Source organism: Pandoraea nosoerga (assembly GCF_902459585.1).
Classification (GTDB): domain Bacteria; phylum Pseudomonadota; class Gammaproteobacteria; order Burkholderiales; family Burkholderiaceae; genus Pandoraea; species Pandoraea nosoerga.
Genome location: NZ_CABPSC010000001.1, coordinates 595,268 through 618,121, shown reverse-complemented (window position 1 = coordinate 618,121; position 22,854 = coordinate 595,268). Strand labels below are relative to the sequence as shown.

Annotated in this window: 23 protein-coding genes and 1 riboswitch; of the genes, 21 read left to right on the top strand and 2 right to left on the bottom strand. The window is 67.2% G+C overall.

The features are described 5' to 3' along the window. Window positions 1–311 precede the first annotated feature (311 nt). The 17 genes from PNO31109_RS02855 (at window position 312) to PNO31109_RS02770 (ending at window position 17,214) form a co-directional block, all read left to right on the top strand. The gene (locus PNO31109_RS02855) at window positions 312–1,520 is read left to right on the top strand and encodes an ABC transporter substrate-binding protein (protein WP_150554096.1); all 1,209 of its coding nucleotides are present in this window, start codon (window positions 312–314) and stop codon (window positions 1,518–1,520) included. A 37-nt stretch (window positions 1,521–1,557) separates the two neighbouring features. Further along, complete coding sequence (locus PNO31109_RS02850) at window positions 1,558–2,430, top strand: branched-chain amino acid ABC transporter permease (protein WP_150554095.1); 873 nt, start codon at window positions 1,558–1,560, stop codon at window positions 2,428–2,430. Window positions 2,431–2,443: 13 nt separating this feature from the next. Beyond that, window positions 2,444–3,544, top strand: coding sequence for a branched-chain amino acid ABC transporter permease (locus PNO31109_RS02845; RefSeq protein ID WP_150554094.1), 1,101 nt, complete (start codon window positions 2,444–2,446; stop codon window positions 3,542–3,544). Next, window positions 3,541–4,293: an ABC transporter ATP-binding protein gene (locus PNO31109_RS02840; RefSeq protein WP_150554093.1), complete on the top strand. Its 753-nt coding sequence runs from the start codon at window positions 3,541–3,543 to the stop codon at window positions 4,291–4,293. Before PNO31109_RS02845 ends, PNO31109_RS02840 begins: the two co-directional genes overlap by 4 nt. Beyond that, on the top strand, window positions 4,286–5,005 hold the full coding sequence (locus PNO31109_RS02835) for an ABC transporter ATP-binding protein (RefSeq protein ID WP_150554092.1): 720 nt from the start codon (window positions 4,286–4,288) through the stop codon (window positions 5,003–5,005). The genes PNO31109_RS02840 and PNO31109_RS02835 overlap by 8 nt, the downstream gene beginning before the upstream one ends. Before the next feature lie 30 nt (window positions 5,006–5,035). Next, window positions 5,036–5,791, top strand: coding sequence for a PIG-L deacetylase family protein (locus tag PNO31109_RS02830; RefSeq protein WP_241014084.1), 756 nt, complete (start codon window positions 5,036–5,038; stop codon window positions 5,789–5,791). Continuing rightward, window positions 5,788–6,492, top strand: coding sequence for a 4-carboxy-4-hydroxy-2-oxoadipate aldolase/oxaloacetate decarboxylase (locus PNO31109_RS02825; RefSeq protein ID WP_174966243.1), 705 nt, complete (start codon window positions 5,788–5,790; stop codon window positions 6,490–6,492). Before PNO31109_RS02830 ends, PNO31109_RS02825 begins: the two co-directional genes overlap by 4 nt. 8 nt (window positions 6,493–6,500) lie before the next feature. Next, a complete protein-coding gene (locus PNO31109_RS02820; protein ID WP_150554090.1) occupies window positions 6,501–7,619 on the top strand; it encodes a 4-oxalomesaconate tautomerase in 1,119 nt (372 codons plus the stop codon). Next, window positions 7,616–8,371: an alpha/beta fold hydrolase gene (locus tag PNO31109_RS02815; protein WP_150554089.1), complete on the top strand. Its 756-nt coding sequence runs from the start codon at window positions 7,616–7,618 to the stop codon at window positions 8,369–8,371. The genes PNO31109_RS02820 and PNO31109_RS02815 overlap by 4 nt, the downstream gene beginning before the upstream one ends. Beyond that, window positions 8,368–8,844 carry a nuclear transport factor 2 family protein gene (locus PNO31109_RS02810; RefSeq protein ID WP_150554088.1) on the top strand — a complete coding sequence of 159 codons (477 nt, stop codon included), beginning with the start codon at window positions 8,368–8,370 and terminating at the stop codon, window positions 8,842–8,844. The genes PNO31109_RS02815 and PNO31109_RS02810 overlap by 4 nt, the downstream gene beginning before the upstream one ends. A gap of 337 nt (window positions 8,845–9,181) precedes the next feature. Further along, the gene (locus tag PNO31109_RS02805) at window positions 9,182–10,261 is read left to right on the top strand and encodes a porin (RefSeq protein ID WP_174966242.1); all 1,080 of its coding nucleotides are present in this window, start codon (window positions 9,182–9,184) and stop codon (window positions 10,259–10,261) included. A gap of 346 nt (window positions 10,262–10,607) precedes the next feature. Continuing rightward, window positions 10,608–11,978, top strand: coding sequence for an MFS transporter (locus PNO31109_RS02800; protein WP_150554086.1), 1,371 nt, complete (start codon window positions 10,608–10,610; stop codon window positions 11,976–11,978). A 201-nt stretch (window positions 11,979–12,179) separates the two neighbouring features. Next, window positions 12,180–12,983, top strand: coding sequence for an HAD-IA family hydrolase (locus tag PNO31109_RS02795; protein WP_150554085.1), 804 nt, complete (start codon window positions 12,180–12,182; stop codon window positions 12,981–12,983). Between the two features lie 10 nt (window positions 12,984–12,993). Further along, window positions 12,994–13,650: a nucleoid occlusion factor SlmA gene (gene slmA / locus PNO31109_RS02790; RefSeq protein ID WP_150554084.1), complete on the top strand. Its 657-nt coding sequence runs from the start codon at window positions 12,994–12,996 to the stop codon at window positions 13,648–13,650. A 307-nt stretch (window positions 13,651–13,957) separates the two neighbouring features. After that, entirely contained in the window at window positions 13,958–15,157 is a 1,200-nt protein-coding gene (gene metX / locus PNO31109_RS02780) for a homoserine O-acetyltransferase MetX (RefSeq protein WP_150554082.1), read from the top strand. Further along, window positions 15,154–15,816 (top strand): methionine biosynthesis protein MetW, encoded by a 663-nt coding sequence (metW, locus tag PNO31109_RS02775; protein ID WP_150554081.1) that lies wholly within the window; start codon window positions 15,154–15,156, stop codon window positions 15,814–15,816. The genes metX and metW overlap by 4 nt, the downstream gene beginning before the upstream one ends. 102 nt (window positions 15,817–15,918) lie before the next feature. Further along, window positions 15,919–17,214 carry an AmpG family muropeptide MFS transporter gene (locus PNO31109_RS02770; protein ID WP_150554080.1) on the top strand — a complete coding sequence of 432 codons (1,296 nt, stop codon included), beginning with the start codon at window positions 15,919–15,921 and terminating at the stop codon, window positions 17,212–17,214. Window positions 17,215–17,237: 23 nt separating this feature from the next. Here the strand turns inward: PNO31109_RS02770 and PNO31109_RS02765 are convergent, their stop codons facing one another. Next, complete coding sequence (locus PNO31109_RS02765; RefSeq protein ID WP_150554079.1) at window positions 17,238–18,011, bottom strand: exodeoxyribonuclease III; 774 nt, start codon at window positions 18,009–18,011, stop codon at window positions 17,238–17,240. 227 nt (window positions 18,012–18,238) lie between these two features. Further along, window positions 18,239–19,183, bottom strand: coding sequence for a LysR family transcriptional regulator (locus PNO31109_RS02760; protein ID WP_150554078.1), 945 nt, complete (start codon window positions 19,181–19,183; stop codon window positions 18,239–18,241). Between the two features lie 208 nt (window positions 19,184–19,391). Between PNO31109_RS02760 and PNO31109_RS02755 the strand changes: the two genes are divergently transcribed. The 4 genes from PNO31109_RS02755 to PNO31109_RS02740 all read left to right on the top strand — a co-directional run bounded on the left by PNO31109_RS02755 (window position 19,392) and on the right by PNO31109_RS02740 (window position 22,826). Further along, window positions 19,392–19,841, top strand: a complete 450-nt coding sequence (locus tag PNO31109_RS02755; protein ID WP_150554077.1) for a CidA/LrgA family protein — start codon at window positions 19,392–19,394, stop codon at window positions 19,839–19,841. A gap of 84 nt (window positions 19,842–19,925) precedes the next feature. Further along, on the top strand, window positions 19,926–20,609 hold the full coding sequence (locus tag PNO31109_RS02750; protein ID WP_150554076.1) for an LrgB family protein: 684 nt from the start codon (window positions 19,926–19,928) through the stop codon (window positions 20,607–20,609). A 63-nt stretch (window positions 20,610–20,672) separates the two neighbouring features. Further along, window positions 20,673–20,798: riboswitch (S-adenosyl-L-homocysteine riboswitch) on the top strand. A 31-nt stretch (window positions 20,799–20,829) separates the two neighbouring features. After that, window positions 20,830–22,245, top strand: a complete 1,416-nt coding sequence (gene ahcY / locus PNO31109_RS02745) for an adenosylhomocysteinase (RefSeq protein WP_150554075.1) — start codon at window positions 20,830–20,832, stop codon at window positions 22,243–22,245. A 224-nt stretch (window positions 22,246–22,469) separates the two neighbouring features. After that, window positions 22,470–22,826: a phage holin family protein gene (locus tag PNO31109_RS02740; RefSeq protein ID WP_150554074.1), complete on the top strand. Its 357-nt coding sequence runs from the start codon at window positions 22,470–22,472 to the stop codon at window positions 22,824–22,826. Window positions 22,827–22,854: the final 28 nt, after the last annotated feature.

The following is a 22,854-nucleotide window of genomic DNA, read 5'->3' as shown; positions in this document are numbered from 1 at the left end:
GGCTTCGCGCACCACTTTCCCGGCGCGCGACGCGCTCTCTCGACAGCCTGTGCGGCCTTGCCCGGCGGGCGTTTCACCGCGCAGGCGAGAGGCGTCCCGCAGTGCGCGACGTCGCTCGCAAGACGTGCCACGTTTCGTAGGGGAAATCTCGGGGATATACGAAAAACGCAACGCTCGACGCGGGACTTTCATTCGACGTCGCCATTTCGGCTGCCTAAGCTGTTCCGGACATTATCGAGAAGGCGCGCCAACTCCCGGCGCGCTCATCGGAAAAACGGAGCGGCGCGAGACGCCGACGAGGAGACGACACCATGATGAAGCGCCACCTGTGGCTCGCTGTGGCACTCGCGAGCGTTTGCCAATTCACCGCCATTCCCACCATTTCGTCGGCCCGCGCCGAAGAGATCAAGGTCGGCGTGCTCGGACTGTTCTCCGGCTCGGCCTCGTGGTGGGGCACCGAGTATCGCCGCGGCCTGAACCTGTGGATGGAGCAGAACAAGGGCAAGGTCGGCGACGACACGCTCGTGCTGCTCGAACGCGACGAGGGCGGCGTGAATCCGCAGCGCACGCGCCAGCTTGCCCAGGAACTCGTGGTGCGCGACCAGGTGCAGTACCTGTTCGGTGGCTCGTACACGCCGAACGTGCTCGCGATGGCCGACGTGGCGAACCAGACGAAGACGCCGCTCGTGATCGGCAACTCGGGCACTTCGAGCGTCACGCTCAAGTCGCCGTACTTCGTGCGCACCGGCTTCACGCAATGGACGGTGAGCGTGCCGCTGGTGCAGTACGCCGCGAGCAAGGGCATCAAGAATGCGGCCATCGTGGTCGCCGACTTCGCCACTGGCTACGACGCCATCGACGCCTACTCGGATACGTTCAGGAAGGCCGGCGGCACGATCAGTACCGAAGTGAAGGTGCCGCTGGGCACCACGGACTTCTCGAGCTACCTGCAGCGCGTGCGCGACGCCAAGCCGCAGGCCGTCTTCATGTTCATGCCGGTCGGCCCGATGTCGGCTGGCTTCGTCAAGGCGTTCAAGGAACGTGAGCTCGACCGCGCCGGCATCCAGCTCTTCGCCACGACCGAGACGATGGAGTCGGACCTGCCCGCCATCGGCGACAGCGCGCTGGGCACCATCACCGCGCTGCACTACTCGCCGTTCCTCAACACGCCGGAGAACAACGCGTTCGTGAAGGCCTACAAGGCCAAGTACGGTGCAGGCGCGCTGCCGTCGATCGCGTCGGTGGCCGCCTACGACTCCATGACGCTCATCGCCCAGATGGTCCGGGCGACCAAGGGAAAGAAGGACGCGGACAAGGCGATAGCCGCCGTGAAGGGCTACAGCTGGACGAGCCCGCGCGGTCCGGTGTCGATCGATCCGAAGACCCGCGAGATCGTGCAGAACGTGTACATCCGCCGCGTGGAGACCATTGACGGCAAGCTCGGCAACAAGCCGATCGAGACCTACAAGTCCGTGGTCGAGCCGTGGCATCAGAGCCACCCGCAGGTGGCCGCCAAGTAAGGCGCACGACGTCGCTCAGCCCGTTCGGTAATTCCTCATGACGCAATCGCTTGCCACCTTCCTGTCGCTGTCGATCGACGGTGTGGCCTACGGGATGTTGCTGTTCCTTATCTCCGTGGGCCTCACGGTCACGCTCGGCGTGATGCGCGTGGTCAACCTCGCGCATTCCGCCTTCGCCATGATCGGCGGCTATTTCACCCTGTGGGCCATGCAGCGCGCGGGGCTCGACTTCTTCGCCGCGCTGCTCGTCGGCGTGGCGGGCACGATGGCGCTCGGGGCGATCCTCGAGCGCACGCTGTATCGCTGGGTCTACACGGCCAACGGTCTGGGGCAACTGCTCATGACGATCGGCCTCGCGTTCATCATCTGCGCGATCGCGAAGCATCTGGCCGGCACCGAGCTGCAGACCATTCCGGTGCCCCAGGCCCTGCGCGGCACCTGGGATGTGGGCGGCTTCTCGGTGTCCGTTTATCGCGTGTTCGCGCTGGTGTGCAGTGCGGTCGTGGCGCTGGGCATCTGGTGGGCGCTGGAGCGCACGCCGTTCGGCGCGAAGCTGCGCGCCGCCGTCGACAACCCGCGCATGGCGCGCTGCGTCGGCATCGACGTGCCGCTCGTGTTCTCCATCACGTTCGCCATCGGGTGCGGTCTGTCGGGGCTGGGCGGCGCGCTCTCGAGCCAGATCCTGCCGCTCGAGCCGTACTACGGTCTGAAATATCTGGTGCTCGTGCTGATCGTGGTCGCCGCCGGCGGCCTGGGCAGCCTGCGCGGTTCGCTGTACGCGGGGCTGCTGCTCGGACTCATCGACACGCTTGGCCGCTACTACGTGCCGGCGCTTGGCGCGTTCATGATCTATCTGGCCGTGCTGGCCATTCTGCTCGTCCGCCCGCAAGGGCTGGTCGGGCGCGCCTGAGCGGAGGACGACGATGCCGCAAACGAATCCTTCGCATCCGGCCGCGGGCGCGGCACAGGTCGAGCAGGTCGAGCAAGTCGGGGCGGCCCTGCGCCGCAAGCGCCTCGGCATGCTCGACGCGCTGCTGTTGCTTGCCGCGCTCGCCACTTACTTCTTCGCCGATCTGTATCTCGCGCTCGCCACGAGCGTGCTGATCATGATCATCTTTGCGCTCTCGCTCGATCTCGTGCAGGGCTACTGCGGCATCGAGACGCTGGGCCACGCCGCGTTCTTCGGCAGCGGCGCCTATGCGGCGGGCCTGTTCGCGCTGCACGTGTCGCCCGATCCGCTGCTCGGACTCGCGGCCGGCGCGGTGCTCGCGGCGGCCGTCGGCCTGGTCACGGGCATCGTGGTGCTGCGCGTGAGCGGTCTCACGCAGATCATGCTCACGCTCGCGTGTGCCACGCTGCTCTACGAGGCCGGCAACGTCGCCAAGTCGATCACGATGGGCGATGACGGTCTGACGGGCTACAGCATCGCGCCCGTGCTCGGCATGTTCGAGTTCGATATCTATGGCCATACGGCATACGTCTATGCGCTCGTGGTGCTGATCGTCGTCTACCTGTTCACGCGGTTTCTCGTGAACTCGCCCTTCGGACTTGCCGTGCAGGGCATTCGCGAGAACGCCATGCGCATGTCGCTGCTCGGCGTGCGCGTCGGCCTGCGTCGTCTGATGCTCTACACCCTCGCGGCGGCCGTGGCCGGCGTGGCGGGGGCGCTCTCGGCGCAGGTGAACAACATCGTGGCGCTCGACACGCTCTCGTTCACGCTCTCGGCCAACGTGCTCGTGATGCTCGCGCTCGGCGGCACCGGGCGGCTTTATGGCGCCGTGCTCGGCGCCGTCGTCTTCATGGTGCTGTCCGACCGCATCGCCGCCGTCGATCCGACCAACTGGCTCGCCGCGCTCGGCGTGCTGCTCATCGTGGTCGTGCGTTTTGCGCCGGACGGCCTGATCGGTCTCGTCGATCGCTTCTCCGCGCGTCTTCGCCGCACGCGCCGGCGCCCGGTCGAAGCGCCGGGGACGGCGAGCGGCGCAGCCACTTCGACGCCCACCGACAAGGAGGTCACGCCGTGAGCGCCGCACTCGAAATTCAGGGGCTGTCCAAGCGTTTCGGCCAGCTCGACGTTACGCGCAACGTCAGCCTTTCGCTGCCCGTGGGCGCGCGCCACGCGCTGATCGGGCCGAACGGCGCCGGCAAGAGCACGCTGATGAACCTGCTCACGGGCGTGCTCAAGCCGAACGCCGGCGTGGTGCGCGTGGGCGGCACCGACGTGACGACGATGCCCTCGCACAAGCGCGTGAAGCTGGGCCTCGCGCGCACGTTTCAGCTCAACACGCTGTTCGACACGCTTACCGTGGCCGAGAACGTGGCCATGGCGCTCGCCTCGCGCCGCGGGCTCGACGGCCGCATCGGCAAGCCGCTGGCGGCGCGCCCGGCCGTGGTGGAGGAGGCGGCGGAGCGCCTGCGCGCACTAGGCATGCTCGAACTCGCGGGCCGGCGCATCAACGAGCTGGCCTACGGCCAGCGCCGGCAGGTGGAAATCGCGCTCGGCCTCGCGCTGGACCCGAAGGTGCTGCTGCTCGACGAGCCGGTCGCCGGCGTGCCGTCAGGGCAGGGGCGCAAGTTGTTCGAGCTGCTCGAACGCCTGCCGCACGACGTGGCGGTGATGGTCATCGAGCACGACATGGACCTGGTCTTCCGTTTTGCACGCCGCATCACGGTGCTCGTCGAAGGCGCCGTGCTGATGGAAGGCGAGAAGGACGAAGTGCGCCGCGATCCGCGCGTGCGCGACATCTATCTGGGGCGCCGCCATCATGACTGACATCCTGCTCGACGCCAGCGGCCTGTGCACCGGCTACGGCGAGACCATCGTGCTCGAGGATCTGAGCGTGCGCGTGCGCGCGGGAGAGGCCGTGGCCATTCTCGGGCGCAACGGCGTGGGCAAGAGCACGTTGCTGCTCAGCCTGCTCGGCCTCACCACCCGCCACGGCGGCGTGGTGCGCTATCGCGGCGACGACGTTTCCTCGTGGCCGGCCTACAGGCGGGCGCGTGCAGGCCTCGCGCTGGTGCCGCAGGAGCGCGAGATCTTCAAGTCGCTCTCGGTCGAAGAGAACCTGCAGGTCTCGGCAATGGGCGCGTCCGACGGCGCCTGGACGCTCGAGCGCATCTATGACCTTTTCCCGCGCCTGCACGAGCGGCGCCGCAACCTCGGCAATCAGCTCTCGGGCGGCGAACAGCAGATGCTCGCCATCGGCCGTGCGCTGATCGGCAACCCGCACGTGGTGCTGTTCGACGAGCCGTTCGAAGGGCTCGCGCCCGTGATCGTCGATCAGCTGGTCGATGCGTTCTGGAAACTGCGCGCGCACGGCGGCATGGGCGTGGTGCTCGTGGAGCAGCACGCGGAACTCGGACTCGAGCTGACCGATCGTGCGCTGGTGCTCGACCGCGGCCGCGAAGTCTGGGCGGGACAGAGCCGCGAGCTGGCCGCGTCGCCCGAATTGCTCGGCAGCCTGGTCGGACTCGAGAACGCGTAAGCATTGGCAATACGAATGGATGACAAACTCATGAGCACTACACAGAACACGCAAGCCACCGGCCGCGCGGGCCTTGTCGTCAGCGCGCATTCGGCCGATTTCGTCTGGCGCGCCGCCGGGACCATCGCCACGCACGTGGCGCAGGGCTATCGCATGAAGGTCGTGTGCCTGTCGTTTGGCGAGCGCGGCGAGTCGGCCAAGCTCTGGCGCAAGGGCGCGCAGATGACCGAGGCGAAGGTCAAGGCGGCACGTCGCGAGGAGGCGCAGCGCGCGGCCGACATTCTCGGCGCGGAAATCGAATTTCTCGACATCGGCGACTACCCGATGCGCGTGTCGGACGAAACGCTGTTCCGGCTGGTCGACATCTATCGCGAACTCCAGCCGTCGTTCGTGCTGAGCCACTCGGAGAAGGATCCGTACAACTTCGACCATCCGCTCGCCATGCACGTCACGCAGGAAGCCCGCGTCATCGCGCAGGCCGAAGGCCACAAGCCGGGGGAAAAGATCATCGGCGCGCCGGCCGTGCTCGCGTTCGAGCCGCATCAGACCGAGCAGTGCGAATGGGTTCCCAATACGTTCGTCGACATCACGCCCGTGTGGGACAAGAAGCGCGCCGCGATCGAATGCATGGCCGGTCAGGAACACCTGTGGGACTACTACACGCGCGTGGCGCTGCAGCGCGGCGTGCAGGCCAAGCGCAACATCGGCATTACGGCGGCGCGCGACATCCGGTATGCGGAGGGGCTGATGCGCCTCACGCCGACCGTCACGGAGCAACTGTCATGATTCGCGGCGTCGTCGTTCGTCGGATTCCCCGTGTCGATGCCGCGACGCTCGACGTGCTGCGCAGCGCGGGCAGCGCCACCGTCCACGAGGCCCAAAGTCGCCTCGGGCTGATGGCCACGTACCTGCGTCCGATCTACGCGGGCGCGTGCGTGGCGGGCAGTGCCGTGACGGTGCTCGCGCCGCCGTCCGACAACTGGATGCTGCACGTTGCCGTGGAGCAGGCGCGGGCGGGCGACGTCGTGGTCGTGGGCGTGACCTCGCCGTGCGACGATGGCTATTTCGGCGATCTGCTCGCCACGTCGATGAAGGCGCGCGGCGTGGCCGGGCTGATCATCGACGCGGGCTGCCGCGACATCGGCACGCTCACCGAAATGCAGTTCCCGGTGTGGTCGAAGGCCATCTCGTCGCAGGGCACGGTAAAGGAGACGCTCGGCTCCGTGAACGTGCCGGTCGTGTGCGCGAACCAGATCGTCAATCCGGGCGACGTGATCGTCGCCGACGACGACGGTGTGGTGGTCGTGCCGCACGCCACCGCGCAGACGGTGGCGAAGGCCGCCGCGGCGCGCGGCGCCGACGAAGCATACAAGCGCGGCGTGCTCGCGAGCGGCACGCTGGGACTCGACTACTACAAGATGCGCGAACGCCTTGCCGCGAAGGGGCTGCGCTACGTCGACTCGCTCGACGAGCTGCAGGGGCAGTGACGGCCGACATGAAACACTCCCAGACGCGCATTCCGGCCGCGGTGATCCGCGGCGGCACCTCGAAGGGGCTGTATTTCCTCGCCGGGGATCTGCCCGCCGACACCGCCGCGCGCGACGCCGTGCTGCTCGCGGCGATGGGCTCGCCCGACGCGCGCCAGATCGACGGCATGGGCGGCGCCAATCCCCTCACCAGCAAGGTCGCGATCGTCTCGCGCGCGACGCGGCCCGATGCCGACGTCGACTATCTGTTCGCGCAGGTCGTGGTCGACGAGGCGCGCGTGGACTACGGACAGAACTGCGGCAATCTGCTCGCGGGCGTGGGTCCGTTCGCGATCGAGCGCGGCCTCGTGGCGATCGCGGGCGAGGTGACCGAGGTCGGCATTCACATGGTCAACACCGGGCAGGTGGCGGTCGCCGCCGTGCAGACGCCGGGCGGCGAGGTGAGGTACGACGGCGAGGTGGCCATCGACGGCGTGCCGGGCACGGCCGCGCCGATTCCGCTGATGTTTCGCGACACCGCCGGCGCGACCTGCGGCGCGCTGTTCCCGACGGGGCGGCGTCAGGACGTGGTCGAGGGCGTCGCCGTGACGTGCATCGACAACGGCATGCCGCTCGTGCTCCTGCGGGCGGCGGACGTGGGCTGCACCGGCGCCGAGCCTTGGCAGGCACTCGATGCGAGCGCCGATTTTCAGGCGATGCGCGAGCGGATCGAGACGATCCGCCTGGCGCTCGGCGAGCGCATGAACCTCGGCGACGTTCGCTCGCGCACCGTGCCCAAGATGTGTCTCGTCGCACCGCCCCGGGCGGGCGGCGCGCTCGCGACGCGTTGTTTCATTCCGCACCGCTGCCATTCGGCCATCGGCGTGCTGGCGGCGGTGAGCGTGGCGACCGCCGCGGCCTTGCCGGGGACCGTTTGCCACGACATGGCCGTGGTGCCGCCCGGCGAGGCGCCGCTACTCGCCATCGAACATCCGAGCGGCGAGTTCACGGTGCGTCTGGCGCTCGGCGCTAACGCGGCGGGCGAGACCGAAGTCGTCGGCGCAGGGCTGTTGCGCACCGCGCGCTGGCTCTTCGACGGTCAGGTGTGTGTGCCGCGCGCCGTCTGGGCGCAGGGAGGAAAGCCATGAGCGCCGATCGTCCCCCCTTGCTCATGCTTCCCGGCTTGCTGTGCGACCGGGTGGCCTGGGCTGCCACGGCGGCCTTGCTGCCGCAGTTCGATTGCCGCGTGCCGTCCTGGGGCACGCTCGACACCATCGGCGCGATGGCGCAGCACGTGCTGGCCACTGTCGCCGAGCCGCGGTTCGCAGTGGCGGGCCATTCGATGGGAGGACGCGTCGCGCTCGAAGTCGCGCGCCGCGCGCCGCATCGCGTCACCCATCTCGCGCTGCTCGACACCGGCTATCAGGCGCTGCCCGAAGGCGAGGCCGCCGACAAGGAGCGTGCGGGACGCGCCGCGCTGCTCGCGCGTGCGCGCGCCGAGGGCATGCGCGCGATGGGGCAGGTCTGGGCCACCGGCATGGTGCATCCCGACCAGATCGCGACACCGCTCTTCGAATCGATTCTCGACATGATCGAGCGCAGCAGCCCCGAGCAGTTCGCGGCACAGATCCACGCGCTGCTGGGAAGACCGGACGCCACCGCGGTGCTGGGCGAGCTGCGCTGCCCGACGCTCGTGCTGTGCGGGCGGCAAGACACGTGGAGTCCGCTCGCGCGGCACGAAATCATGGCCGGTCTGATCCCGGGCGCCGTGCTGCGTGTCGTCGAGCACAGCGCTCACATGAGTCCGATGGAACGTCCGCAGGCGGTGGCCGACGCGATGCGCGAATGGTTGGCCAGGCCCGCGCCGAACGCGGGAGCCACACAGGGGGTGGGCGCATGACGCACGACGTTCGGCCGACCGGCTCCGGCATCGATCAGCACACGCTCGACGCCGTGCTCGCGAAACAGGCGTGTTACGACCTGGTGATGCGCTTCGTCGCCTGTAACGATCGGCGCGACCCGCAGGGGCTCGCGGCGCTTTTCGCCGAGACGGGCGTGCTCGTGCGTCCGAACGGCGACACGCTCGTCGGGCCGGCCGCGATTGCCGCGGCCTATGCGGACCGGCCGGTCGACCGGCTCACGCGGCATCTCGTAGGCAACGTCCTCATCGACGTGACATCCGCGACGAGCGCTCGCGGCAGCAGCGCCGTGCTGCTCTGGAGCGGCTCGGCGCAGGACACGCCGGGGCCGTTCGGGCGGCCGGCGCAGGGACGTCAGGTGATGGGCGAATTCGAAGACATGTTCGTGCGTACCGCGCAGGGCTGGCGTATCGCCCGACGCGAGGCGCGTTTCACATTCGTGCGCGAGGCGTGAAGAAAAATCAGCGCTTCACGTCGCGCGGGGAGACATCGGAGTGCTCGGCCGAAGGGCGGTCGCATCGCCCAGGAGGCGGCGGGGCACGCCGGTAACGCTGTCGGCGCCGCCACGCTGCGAAGCAGGGCACAACGGCGGCGGGCGGCGGGCGGCAGGGCGGCAAGGCGGCGGGCGGTGCTCGCAGTCACCGGACAGGTGAGGCGAAGCAGCGGTGCCGCAGTCGTGCAGTCACGCCGTAGAAGAGGCCGGGCCGGCGACATTGTCGCGGGTCCGGAGACCGACTCGCGGGGGTGAGCAGACCCTCGAAGCTGTGTATTTCAAAAACAAGGGGACAGAAGTGAAAGGGAAACACGCATTGGCCGCTGGCCTGCTGTTGGGCGCAGGCCTGGCTCACGCACAAAGCAACGTGACGCTTTACGGGATCATCGATACCGGCATCGCGTATTACAACAACGCCGCCAACGGCGGCAGCTTCATCGGCGAGCCCACGCTCACCGGCAAGGTGCCGTCGCGCTTCGGCTTCAAGGGCGTCGAGGATCTGGGCGGCGGTCTGAAAGCCGTCTTCACGCTGGAAAACGGCTTCCAGCCGGGCACCGGCGGGCTGAACTACGGCGGCCGTCTGTTCGGCCGTCAGGCGAACGTGGGCCTGTCGGGCGCCTGGGGCACGCTGCTCGTCGGCCGTCAGAACAACATGACGTTCTACGTGACCGGCAACGCGGACGTGATCGGACCATCGATCTTCTCGCTCGCGAGTATCGATCCGTACATCGCCAATGCGCGCAGCGACAGCGCCATCGGCTACATGGGCAAATTCTCGGGCGTGACCATCGGCGCGACGTACAGCTTCGGGCGCGACGCTTCGTCGGCCGGCGGCCCGTCGGGGACCAACTGCGCGGGTAACGTGGCCGGCAATTATCAGGCCTGCAAGCAGTTCACCGGCCTGATCGGCTACGACTACGAGAACTTCGGCATCTCGGCGTCCTACGACCAGATGCGCGGCAACACCGGCGCGGCCGCACCGCTCACGAGCTCGAGCTACACCGACTCGCACTCGGTCATCAACGTGTACTACAAGTGGTCCTCGGGCCGCGTGGGCGGCGGCTGGATTCATCGCAACGTGAGCGCGGACGCCGCTTCGCTGCGCTCGGACATGTATTTCATCGGCCTCACCTATCTGCCCACGATCACCTGGGCGCTCGACGCGCAGGCCATCCGCTATCAGTTGAAGAGCCGCGCCAACGCGACGATGCTCATCGGCCGCGCCACGTATTCGCTGTCCAAGCGCACGTCGCTGTATGGCATGGCGGGCTGGGTGGCCAACAGCCGCAACGGTGCCGTGGCGATCGCCGCGGGCGGCTCGGTCGTGACCGGCAGCAACCAGTTCGGCACGATGCTGGGCATTCAGCACACGTTCTGAGCGCCGGCCTGCGACTCAGACAGCGCTTAGCAGGTTTACGCGGCATCGCGCGCTCCAGCGGTGTGAGGCGTCCGGGGGGGCGGCTCATGCCGGCGCGGTGCGGCGTCACTCCCGATGCGCGGCACGCGACGTGGTGGCGGTGCCGCGCGCCACGAGAGAGTGATCCGGCAGACGTCGCGCGGCAGCACCGTGTGCCGCCGTACATTCCCCGAGCTGCACCATCGCGCGCGATTTTCCTGCCCGGCCCGGGCCCAGAGGCTTGTATCATCTGCGGAACTCCCCGGGCCGATTTTTTTCTTCGACGACCCGTCGATATCCGATTCGATTCGATTCACACCGTTTGCGTATGACACGACCCCACGCGCCGCTCGACGAGGGACTGAACGCGAGTGCGCGGCGCATTGCCGTGCCGTCCATTCTGCTCGGCACGTTTCTCGGCAATCTCGACGCGTCGATCGCCAACGTGGCGCTGCCGACCATTGCGCGCGATCTCGCGGCCGATCCGGCGTCGACCGTATGGGTCGTCAACGCCTATCAACTGATCTTCGCGATGGCCGTGCTGCCACTCGCCGCGCTCGGCGAGAAGCTTGGCTACCGACGCGTGTTCCTGTTCGGCGTGGCGGGCTTCACGCTGGCCTCGGCGGGCTGCGCGCTGGCGCCCGGCCTCGGCTGGCTCGTTGCCGCGCGCGTGGCACAGGGCCTGTGCGGCGCGTGCATGTCGACCATCGTGCCGGCGCTGCTGCGCATGGTGTTTCCGCCAAGCATGGGCGGACGCGCCATTTCGTTGCTCGCGCTCACCGTGGCGCTGTCGACGGCGGCCGGGCCGAGCGTGGCCGCCGGCCTTCTCTCGCTGGGCGACTGGCGATGGCTTTTCGCCATCAATCTGCCGATCGGCCTCGTGGCGTTCGCCGCGTCTTACCGGTTCCTTCCGCGCACGCCCGGCACCGAGCGGCATCTCGATGTGCCGGGTGCCCTGCTCAACGCCGCGGCGCTCGCGCTCATCATCATCGGACTGGGACACGTGGGCGAAGCCGGGCGGCGCGGTATGGCGGCGCTTCAGATCGTGCTCGGGCTGATCGTTGCCGTGGCGCTCGTGCTGCATCAGCGCCGGCAGCGCGTGCCGCTGCTGCCGCTCGATCTCATGCGCGTGCCGGTGCTGGCGCTGTCCTCGCTCACGTCGGTTGCCTGCTACATGTCGCAGACGCTGTCATACGTCGGCATGCCGTTCTTGCTGCAGCACACGCTCGCGCGCGGCGAAGCCATGACCGGCCTGCTGATCACGCCGTGGCCGCTGGTGATCGTGTTCGTCGCGCCGCTCACCGGCCGGCTGTCCGATCGCTTCGACAGCGCGCATCTGAGTGCGCTCGGCCAGGGCGTGTTCGCGCTTGGGCTGGCGTCGCTGGCCTGGCTGCCACACGATGCGTCCGACTGGGGCATCGCGGTGCGCATGGCGGTATGCGGGCTGGGCTTCGGCTTCTTCCAGACGCCCAACAACCGCATCATCATGATGGGCGCGCCGCGCGAGCGCAGCGGCGCGGCCAGCGGCCTCATGACGATTGCGCGCACGGTGGGCATGACGCTGGGCGCGGCGCTCGTCGCGCTGCTCTTCGATCTGTACGGCGAGGCCGGCGCGCACGCTGCGATGGTGGCCGCGACCGTGCTGGCGGCCGTCGGCGGCGCCGTCAGCCTGCTGCGCGTGCGGGCCAGGGCGGTATGACCCGGCGGGCTGATTTGGCAGGCGAATTTGTCAAAGGGCGTAACGCACGCTAGCATCGTGCTTTCGTCGCGGCTGCCCGCGTTCGCCACCCGGTGGTCTCGCCCATCGGGATTGCCGTCCCGGCATGGTCCGGCCTGCATGGCACAGTCGCCCGCGGGCGCATGGCAGCCGAGCCCCTTCGCATCACTTGCGCTTTTTTCTGTGGCTTCTTCTCATGTCCTGAGCCGGCGTCGCCGGGCGAACCGCGCCCGCAGCGAGCACGGCGCGCGCGGCCCGGTCTGGTTGTTCGATCTGGACAACACGTTGCACCGCGCCTCGCACGCGATCTTCCCGCGCATCAATCGCGCGATGACGGCCTATATCGTCGAGAAGCTCGGGTTGCCGCAGGAGCAGGCCAACCGGCTGCGCTCGGACTACACCGAACGCTACGGGGCGGTGCTGCTTGGGCTCATCCGGCATCACGCCATCGATCCCCATGAATTCCTGGAGCGCGTGCATGAACTGCCGCCGCTGGCGGAGGTGCTGCGCGCGGAGCGGGGCATCGCCCGCCTGCTCGCCGGCCTGCCCGGGCGCAAGATACTGCTCACCAACGCGCCGGCGCACTACGCATTGCCGATCGTCGAGGCGTTGGGCATTCGCCGCCATTTCGAGCGCTGCGTGAGTATCGAGGACATGGCCGACCGGCGCGGGTGGCGCGCCAAGCCCGACGCCGCCATGCTGCGCCGGCTGCTCGCGCGCGAGCGGCTTTTGCCGCGTCGCACGTGGCTGGTGGAGGACACGCGCTCGCATCTCAAACACCTGCGGCATTTCGGCATCGGGACGGTGTGGATTACGGGCCATCTGCCTGTCAGAAACAGTCTTGGCGACGCGATGCCGCGCAGTGGGCGCCCACACTATGTGGATATCAAAGTACAATCTCTGCGCGAGTTACGGGCGCGCCTTGCGACCGGGGCCGGAGCGAAGCGCGTAGCCCAGGCCGCCCGACCATCAAATCCCTACCGATAACGACCAGACGATGCAGCAGGAAAACTCTTCGAGCGGCGCCGGCTACGGCGCCGCCGACGCGCTGGAGGCCGCACCCGCGCCGGTAAAAACGACCCGCCCCAAGCCGGGCGAGCGTCGCGTGCAGGTGTTGCAGACCCTCGCCGCCATGCTCGAGGCGCCCAAGGGCGAGAAGATCACCACGGCGGCACTCGCCGCCCGGCTCGATGTCTCGGAGGCGGCGCTCTATCGCCACTTCGCGAGCAAGGCCCAGATGTTCGAAGGCCTCATCGAGTTCATCGAACAAACCATTTTCGGGCTGATCAACCAGATCTCCGCCCAGGACCAGGACGGCGTGTCGCAGGCGCGCGCCATCGTGCTGATGCTGCTCGGTTTCGCCGAGAAGAACCCGGGCATGACGCGCGTGCTGACGGGCGAGGCGCTGGTCGGCGAAAACGAGCGTCTGCAGGAGCGCATGAACCAGTTGCTCGACCGCATCGAGGCGTCGCTGCGCCAGGTGCTGCGTCTGGCCGCGGCCAACGGCACGCTGCCCGAGACCTTCGACGCCAATTCGCGCGCCAACCTGCTCGTCTCCTACGTGCTGGGCCGCTGGCACCGTTTCGCCAAGAGCGGCTTCAAGCGCTCGCCGGCCGAAGGGGCCGAACCGCAGGTCGCCGCGCTGCTGCGCTAAGACCTGCCTCGTCTGCGCTGCCTGCGCGGATTACGTTATACTTTCGCAGCACGCGACGGGGCGCCGGCGATTCGACCGGCCCTGTCGCGACGATTGGCGCGCCGATTTGGTGACTCGCTTGCGGGCGCGCGAATGACGCTGTCGGGCAGACCGGCAGGGCCATTCATTACAAATGCGGCTAAAGAGGTCGTTCGCGCACCCCGCCGTCTTTTCATCGACCCCTTTTCCCGCATAGAACGCCCGAGGACGCCGTGCGTCGACACCCGTCGAACGCGAGGCCGGCCCGGCATGTTTCGGACAGGGGTTTATGGAATCTTCAATCGGAATCGTCACGCCGCAGCGGATGCATTTCGCTGAGCCGCTGGCATTGCAGAACGGCAGCACGCTCGCGGGCTACGACCTGATGGTCGAGACCTACGGCGAGCTCAACGCCGATCGCAGCAATGCCGTGCTCGTCTGTCACGCGCTCAACGCATCGCATCACGTGGCGGGCATTGCCGCCGACAATCCCAAGGACGTCGGCTGGTGGGACAACATGGTCGGGCCCGGCAAGCCGCTCGACACCCGGCGCTTCTTCGTCATCGGCGTGAACAACCTCGGCTCGTGCTTCGGCTCCACCGGGCCGATGAGCATCGACGACGCCACGGGCACGCCCTACGGCGCGCGTTTTCCGGTCGTCACCGTCGAGGACTGGGTCAACGCGCAGGCGCGCGTGGCCGACGCTTTCGGCATCCGCAAATTCGCCGCCGTGATGGGCGGCAGCCTCGGCGGCATGCAGGCGCTCGCGTGGAGCATCATGTATCCGGAGCGCGTCGGGCACTGTCTCGTCATTGCCTCCACGCCGAAGCTCTCGGCGCAGAACATCGCATTCAACGAGGTGGCCCGCTCGGCCATCCTCTCCGACCCCGATTTCCACGGCGGCGACTATTACTCGCATGGTGTGGTGCCGCGTCGCGGCCTGCGCGTGGCGCGCATGATCGGTCACATCACGTATCTGTCCGACGAGGACATGGCGACCAAGTTCGGCCGTGCGCTGCGGCGCGCCGAGGCGCTCGCCGACGGTGTGGCGAATGGTGCGTCGAATGGTGCGGCGGGTGGCGGCGCAGACGACGGCTACCGGTTCAGCTTCGACGTGGAGTTCGAAGTGGAATCGTATCTTCGCTATCAGGGCGACAAGTTCGCCGAGTACTTCGACGCCAACACGTATTTGCTGATCACGCGGGCGCTCGACTACTTCGATCCGGCGCGCACGGTCGGCGGCGATCTGGCGAAGGCGCTCGCGCACACCACGGCAAAGTATCTGATCGTGTCGTTTACGACCGACTGGCGCTTCGCGCCGTCGCGCTCGCGCGAGATCGTCAAGGCGCTGCTCGATACGCGCCGTACCGTGAGTTACGCCGAGATCGACGCGCCGCACGGGCACGACGCCTTCCTGCTTACCGACGCGCGCTATCACAACCTGGTGCGCGCCTACTACGAACGCATCGCCGAGGAGGTCGGAGTATGAGTCAGTCCACGGTCCCGGCAAACGGCGTGCGCGCGGCTTCGCCGGCCGCATCGCGCAATACCATCTCGGCGTCGCTTGCCGAGCGTCCGGATTTTCGCGTCATCGCGCGCTGGATCGAACCGTCGTCCCAGGTGCTCGACCTGGGCTGCAGCGACGGCTCGCTGCTGCGTCTGCTCATCGACGAACTCGGCGTGAGCGGTTATGGCGTGGAGATCGACGACGCGGGTGTGCTGGCCTCCGCGCAGCGGGGCATCAACGTCATCCAGCAGAACATGGAAGACGGGCTCAAGCTGTTCGAAGACCAGAGCTTCGATACCGTGATCCTCTCGCAGACGCTGCAGACGATCCACCGCACGGCCGACATCCTGCGCGAGACGGTGCGCGTCGGCCGCGAGGCGATCGTGTCGTTCCCGAACTTCGGCTACTGGCCGCATCGTCTATCGGTGCTGCAGGGGCGCATGCCGGTCTCGAAGAGCCTGCCGTTCCAGTGGCACAACACGCCGAACGTGCGCGTGCTCACGATCAGGGACTTCGAGGCGCTGGCGCCGGAAGTCGGCGTGCAGATCCTCGATCGCGCCGTGTTGCATAACGGGCGACTGGTGTCGGTGGGGGCGAACTGGCGTGGTAGTCTTGCGGTCTATCGCGTCAAGCGTTCCTGAACCGACGGCAGCTAGCGGGGCAGCGCAGCGCCCCCGGGCGGGTCAAGGCAAGGGGGAGCCGGCGTCGCACGCCGCGGGCGGCCGGCCCCAACCGTGCCTTCCATGACCGATTCGCTGCCGCCCGACGACGGGCGAGTCTTCCACCCCACGCGGATGCTCATCTGCGTGATCCTCGGCTTCACTTCGGGTTTGCCGCTGTTCATCCTGCTCAATCTCGTGCAGGCGTGGCTGCGCAGCGAGCACGTGGACCTCAAGGCGATCGGCCTGTTCGCGCTGATCCAGTTTCCCTACACATGGAAGTTTCTGTGGGCGCCGCTCATGGATCGCTTCGCGCCGAACTTTCTCGGCTGGAAGCCGGGACGGCGGCGCGGCTGGATGTTCCTCACGCAGTTGCTCGTGGCGGGCGCCGTCGCGCTCATGGGCACGTATTCGCCGCAGCGCGACCTGCCCACCATCGCCGCGCTCGCGGCGGCGCTGGCGTTTTTCAGCGCGAGCCTGGACATCTGTCTCGACGCCTATCGCCGTGAGCTGCTCTCCGACCGCGAGCAGGGACTCGGCACGGCCATGCACGTGAACGCCTACAAGGTGGCCGGTCTCGTGCCGGGCTCGCTCGCGCTGATTCTGGCCGATCATCTGCCGTGGGCCGAAGTGTTCCTCGCGACGGCTGCCTTCATGCTGCCGGGCATCGTGATGACGCTCGTCGTCAAGGAGCCGGAGATTCGCGGCACGCCGCCGAAGACGCTGCGCGAAGCGGTCGTCGAACCGTTCCACGAGTTCGTGACGCGCGGCGGCTGGTCGCAGGCGCTCCTCGTGCTGGCGTTCATCTTTCTGTACAAGCTGGGCGACTCGATGGCGACGTCGCTCGCGACATCGTTCTATCTCGATCTGGGCTTCACCAAAACGCAGATCGGCGTGGTGGCCAAGGCGACGAGCCTGTGGGCGAGCGTTGCGGGCGGCATCATCGGCGGCGTCTGGCTGATCAAGCTCGGCATCAATCGCGGGCTGTGGGTCTTCGGCGTGCTGCAGCTCGTGTCGGTGCTAGGCTTTGCGTGGCTCGCGCAAGCCGGCGCCGTGGTGGTGGGACTGGGCGCGGTGATCGCGTTCGAGGCGTTCACGGCGGGGCTGGGTACGGCGGCCTTCACGGCATACATCGCGCGCACGACGGACCCGCGCTACACGGCCACGCAGTTCGCGCTTTTCACGAGCCTGGCGTCGGTGCCGCGCACGTTCGCGAATGCCGGTACGGGCTATATCGTGGATGGCGTGGGCTGGCTCACCTTCTTCCTCGTTTGCACGGCGCTCGCCGTGCCCGGCATGCTGCTGCTGCCGAAGGTCGCGCCGTGGGGCGCCGACGACGGTGGCGGCGACGGCGTTCCGGCGCCCAGCGGCTCACGTTGACGGCGTGGCGCGCGAGCGCGCCGTCACAGCGCGTGATCGTAATCCACGGTCAGCGGGGCATGGTCGCTGAACTTGATGTCGCGAAAGACCGACGTCGCCCTGGCCTTGCTCGCGATGCCCGGCGTGGCGATCTGGTAATCGATGCGCCAGCCGACGTTTTTCGCATAGGCCTGTCCGCGGTTGCTCCACCATGTGTACTGGTCGGGACGGTCGTCGAGCGTGCGAAACACGTCGACGTAGCCGTGCTGGTCGAACAACTGCGTGAGCCACGCGCGTTCCTCGGGCAGGAAGCCGGAGTTCTTCAGGTTGCCCTTCCAGTTCTTGATGTCGATCTCCTTGTGCGCGATGTTCACGTCGCCACACAGCACCACCTCGCGGCCCGCCGACTTGAGCGAGAGCAGGTGCGGCATGAAGTCCGCCATGAAGCGGAATTTCGCCGCCTGACGTTCCTCGCCGCTCGAGCCGGACGGGATGTAGACCGAGATGACCGACAGGTTGCCGTAACGGACTTCCACGTAGCGGCCTTCGGCGTCGAACTCTTCGTTGCCCCAGCCGATGAGGATGTCGTCGGGCTCGCGCCGCACGTACACGCCTGCGCCGCTGTAGCCCTTCTTCTGCGCGTAATGGAAGTAGCCCTGGTAGTCGTGCGGCTTGAGAAAGTCCGGCGTCATGTCGGGCAGTTGCGCCTTGATTTCCTGCACACAGAGGATGTCGGCTTCCTGATTGCCGAACCACTCGAAAAAGCCTTTCTTGGCGGCCGATCGCACGCCGTTCAGATTCGCGGTAATGATGCGCATGGATGTCGATGTGCCGCGCTCGCGCGGCGGGGGGGAAATATCAGCGGCAAGGATACCGCAATCCCCGCGCCCGGGCGGGGATGCACCGCGAGGCGCGACGGCAGTCGCGAACAGCGGCGACCAGCGGCGGACAGTCGCGGGCGGTCATGCGCGGGCAAGCCCGTGCGCGGCGCCCCGGCCCCCGGGAGTACCGCACTCGCGCGGGACTTGCGTCGAGGCCGCCGTGCTCAGTTGCGACGCGCGCCTCCGGCAATGGCCGCCTGGGCTTCCCCATCGCCGCCGGGACCGAGGATGTCGCGCGCGAGCGCCAGCCAGCGACGCGCCGCGTGCGACAGGTACGAGTCGCGCCGCCATGCCATCGCCAGGTCCCATGGGATCGCGGGGTCGCGCACGTCAGCGATCACGAAGCGCCCCGGATCGAGCCGCGCGCAGAACGGCTCCGGAAGCAAGGCGATGCCCACGCCGTTGTCCACCATCGACGCGATGAAGTCCCACTGACTGGAGCGTCCCGCGATCTTCGGCGTGAAGCCTGTGCGGCGGCAGGCCGCAATCACCAGTTCCGAGAGTGCGAAGCCTTCGCCATAGAAGACGAACGGCTCGTCGCGCAATTCGCCGAGACCCACCGACGCACGTCCTTCCCAGCGCGACCCGCGCGGGGCGATCAGGCGCAGCGGGTAGTGACACACCGGCAAGACGTCGAGGACCGTGGGATCGACGGGCAACAGCACGGCGCCCAGCTCGATGTCACCCGCGAGCAGCGCTTGCTCGATGGCGCGCGAGCCCGTCTCGAACAGCTTCATCTCGATGTCGGGATAGTGCTGATGAAACGCGCCGATCACGGGAATGAACAAATCGCCGCCGAGCGGCGGGATGCCGATCGACAGTTCGCCGCGCGCCACCGTCTCCAGGTCCGCCAGTTCCTGCTGCAGCCGGGCGTAGGCGGCGAGCACGTCCTGCCCGCGCTCGAAGACGACCCGTCCGGCATCGGTCAACTGCAGCCGGCGCCCCATGCCGCGCTCCTCGCGCAGCATCAGCGGCGTGCCGAGCTCGTCCTCGAGCGCCTTGACCATCTTGCTCACCGTCGGCTGCGTGACGAACAACGCTTCGGCGGCTGCCGTGAAGCTCTGCTGTCGCACGACTTCCACAAATCCTCGCAACGCGCGCAGTTCCATGTTGGTTCCTTCGTTTGCCCCGATTTGGTGCAATTTGTCGCAAAGCCCCGTCCCGTAAGGGGTTCGCATGCACGATTAGGGTTAATACTTAAATTATTCCGCTTTGGAATTGATTTGATAATACTAATTCATTTTATTTATGTTGCGGTGCTTCCTATACTGGCCTTCATGTCGATGCCTATCGACGCCAAACCCTCGGGAGTCCGCCATGACCAAGATGATCGCCAGCCGTCTGTATAGCCGCAGCAAGCGCGTTGTGGACGTGGTGTGGCAAATCGCGCTGCTCACGGGCATCTATCTCGTGGCCGATGCTGCATCGCGTCATTTTCATTTGCCGCTGCCGGGCGGGGTACTGGGGCTGCTTGCAGTGGTCGCGCTGCTCATGAGCGGCGTGCTCAAAACGGAGAAGATCAAGCGCGGCGCCGACTGGTTCCTCGCCGAAATGATTCTGTTCTTCGTGCCGATGGTCGCCGCCGTCATGCAATACACGGACTTGCTGCGCCACGAGGGTCTGCAGCTGCTCGCCGTGATCGGCGTGGGCACCGTGCTCGTGATGGTCTCGACGGCGCTGGCCGTGGACCTCGCATGCCGCGCCGAGCGGCGCTTCAAGCGCGCCCTCGTTCGCGTGCCGTCGCGCCGCGCCCACCAGGCGCGCTGAGCTGCCGGGCGCACTGGCCGCCGTCTGCGCGGTTTCGTCCGCGCTCTTCGCCTTGTCCGCTTCTAACGCCTGTCGGGTATTGCCATGAATCATACGGCGCTCCTGCTGCTCGTTCTCACGGTCGTGTTCTATTACGTGTCGAAGCGCCTCCATGCGCGCTTCGGCAAGGTCTGGCTCGGTCCGGCGATCCTCGCGCCGTTGCTGCTCATCGCGGTGATGGTGGGCGGCGACATCTCCTACGCGACCTACATTTCCGATTCGCGCTGGCTCGTGTGGCTGCTCGGGCCTACGACGATCGCGTTCGCCGTGCCGATCTACGAGCATCGCGACATCATCCGCCGTCATGCCTTTGCGCTGAGCGTCGGGGTGCTCGTGGCGATGATCGTGGCCGTCGGCAGTTCGTACCTGCTCGCGCGCCTGTTCGAGCTACCGCCCGAGATGGCGCGCAGCCTGCTCGCGCGTTCGATTTCGACGCCGTTCGCGCTGGCCGTGTCGGACAAGGTTGGCGGCTCGCGCGATCTGGTGGGGCTGTTCGTCATCATCACGGGCTTCGTCGGCATGTTGCTCGGCGAGGCGCTGCTGTCCTGGCTGCCGTTACGCACGCGCATGGCGCGCGGCGCGCCGTTCGGCGCCGGGGCGCACGGTTTCGGCACCGCCAAGGCGCGCCAGATCGGCAGCGAGGAGGGCGTGGTGGCCAGCCTCGTCATGATGATCAACGGCATTCTCATGGTGTTCGCCGCGCCGCTGCTCACCCATCTGCCGTTCTGAAGAATAACCCTTCGCGCGTCGCCCCTGCGCCGACACCGCGCATCACTTTTGCTACAATGCCGGGGTCTTGAGGAGCGTTGCGACAGCCGAAGTGCTGCCAGGCTCAAGATCCTTCCCATTGGCCCCGCCGGCCGCCGGTTCACCCCGGGTAGTCTGGCGCGTGGGCTGCAAGAACGGCGCTCACGTCCCAACTATCTAGACTTTAGAGAAAGGAGGCGTGATGAACGCCGTAGTCGATTCGAAATTCTCCGATTTCCACGTAGCCGATATCCATCTCGCCGCCTGGGGCCGTAAAGAGCTCACCATCGCCGAGAGCGAAATGCCCGGCCTGATGGCCACACGCGAGGAGTTCAAGGCGAGCCAGCCGCTCAAGGGCGCGCGCATTGCCGGTTCGCTGCACATGACCATCCAGACCGGCGTGCTCATCGAGACGCTCGTGGCGCTGGGCGCCGAAGTGCGCTGGGCGTCGTGCAACATCTTCTCGACGCAGGATCACGCCGCGGCCGCCATCGCCGCGGCCGGCATTCCGGTGTTCGCCTTCAAGGGCGAATCGCTCGACGAATACTGGGAATACAGCCATCGCATCTTCGAGTGGCCGAACGGCCAGTTCGCCAACATGATTCTCGACGACGGCGGCGACGCCACGCTGCTGCTGATCCTGGGCAGCAAGGCCGAGAAGGACATCTCGGTCGTGGCCAACCCGACCAACGAGGAAGAGGTGGCGCTGTACGCGTCGATCAAGCGCCACCTCGAAGTCGACCCGCAGTGGTACAGCAAGCGCCTGTCGCAGATCAAGGGCGTGACCGAAGAGACCACCACCGGCGTGCATCGTCTGTACCAGATGGAGAAGGACGGCACGCTGCCGTTCCCGGCCATCAACGTGAACGACTCGGTCACCAAGTCGAAGTTCGACAACCTGTACGGCTGCCGCGAGTCGCTCGTCGACGGCATCAAGCGCGCCACGGACGTGATGATTGCCGGCAAGATCGCGGTGGTGGCCGGCTACGGTGACGTGGGCAAGGGCTGCGCGCAGAGCCTGCGCGGTCTGGGCGCCACGGTGTGGGTCACGGAAATCGATCCGATCTGCGCGCTGCAGGCCGCCATGGAAGGCTATCGCGTGGTGACCATGGAGTACGCCGCCGACAAGGCCGACATCTTCGTGACCGCCACGGGCAACTACCACGTGATCGATCACGACCACATGCTCGCGATGAAGCATCAGGCGATCGTGTGCAACATCGGCCACTTCGACTCGGAAATCAACGTGGCGTCGACCCGCAAATACCAGTGGGAGAACATCAAGCCGCAGGTCGATCACATCATCTTCCCGGACGGCAAGCGCATCATCCTGCTCGCCGAGGGCCGCCTCGTGAACCTGGGCTGCGCCACGGGCCACCCGTCGTTCGTGATGAGCAACTCGTTCACCAACCAGACGCTCGCGCAGATCGAGCTGTTCGTGCACGGCGCCAAGTACAAGAACAGCGTGTATGTGCTGCCGAAGCACCTGGACGAGAAGGTCGCGCGGCTGCACCTGGGCCGCATCGGCGCCGAGCTGACCGTGCTGACCGACGAGCAGGCGAAGTACATCAGCGTCGACAAGAACGGTCCGTTCAAGCCGGCGCACTATCGCTACTGATCGCCGCCGCTGCCGGCCGGGACGTCGCACGCAGCGGTGCGCGGCGTCGGCAGGGGCCGCAGCGTGGTGGCGGCAGGGCGGCATGACAGCAGGGTCGCGCGCGACGTCGCAGGTTGCCGCCGCGCGCATTGGAGTGCCCGGCGTGCCGCGCGTGCCGCGGAAGTCTTTCTTACCGCCGGTGCCGGGACTTTGGTCCCGCACCGGCTCGTTCATCGGAGCTTGCCATGCGTCTGCTGCTGATTTGGCTCATCAACGCCATTGCGCTTCTCGTCTTGCCGTATATCGTGTCCGGCGTTCAGCTCAAGGGCATTGGGACGGCGCTGATCGTCGCGATCGTGCTTGGCCTGATCAACGCGTTTCTTCGCCCGCTGCTCGTCGTGCTCACGCTGCCGGTCACGGTGCTCACGCTCGGTCTGTTCATCTTCGTGATCAACGCCTTGCTGTTCTGGCTGGCTTCGCATGTCGTGAAGGGTTTTGAAGTCTCGGGCTTCTGGGCGGCGCTGTTCGGCTCGCTCCTGTACAGCCTGATTTCCTGGATTCTGTCGGCGCTGGTCTTCGGCGAGCGCGCGACCAACGTGTAATTTCGACGCGCGTCCACGCCCCATCGTC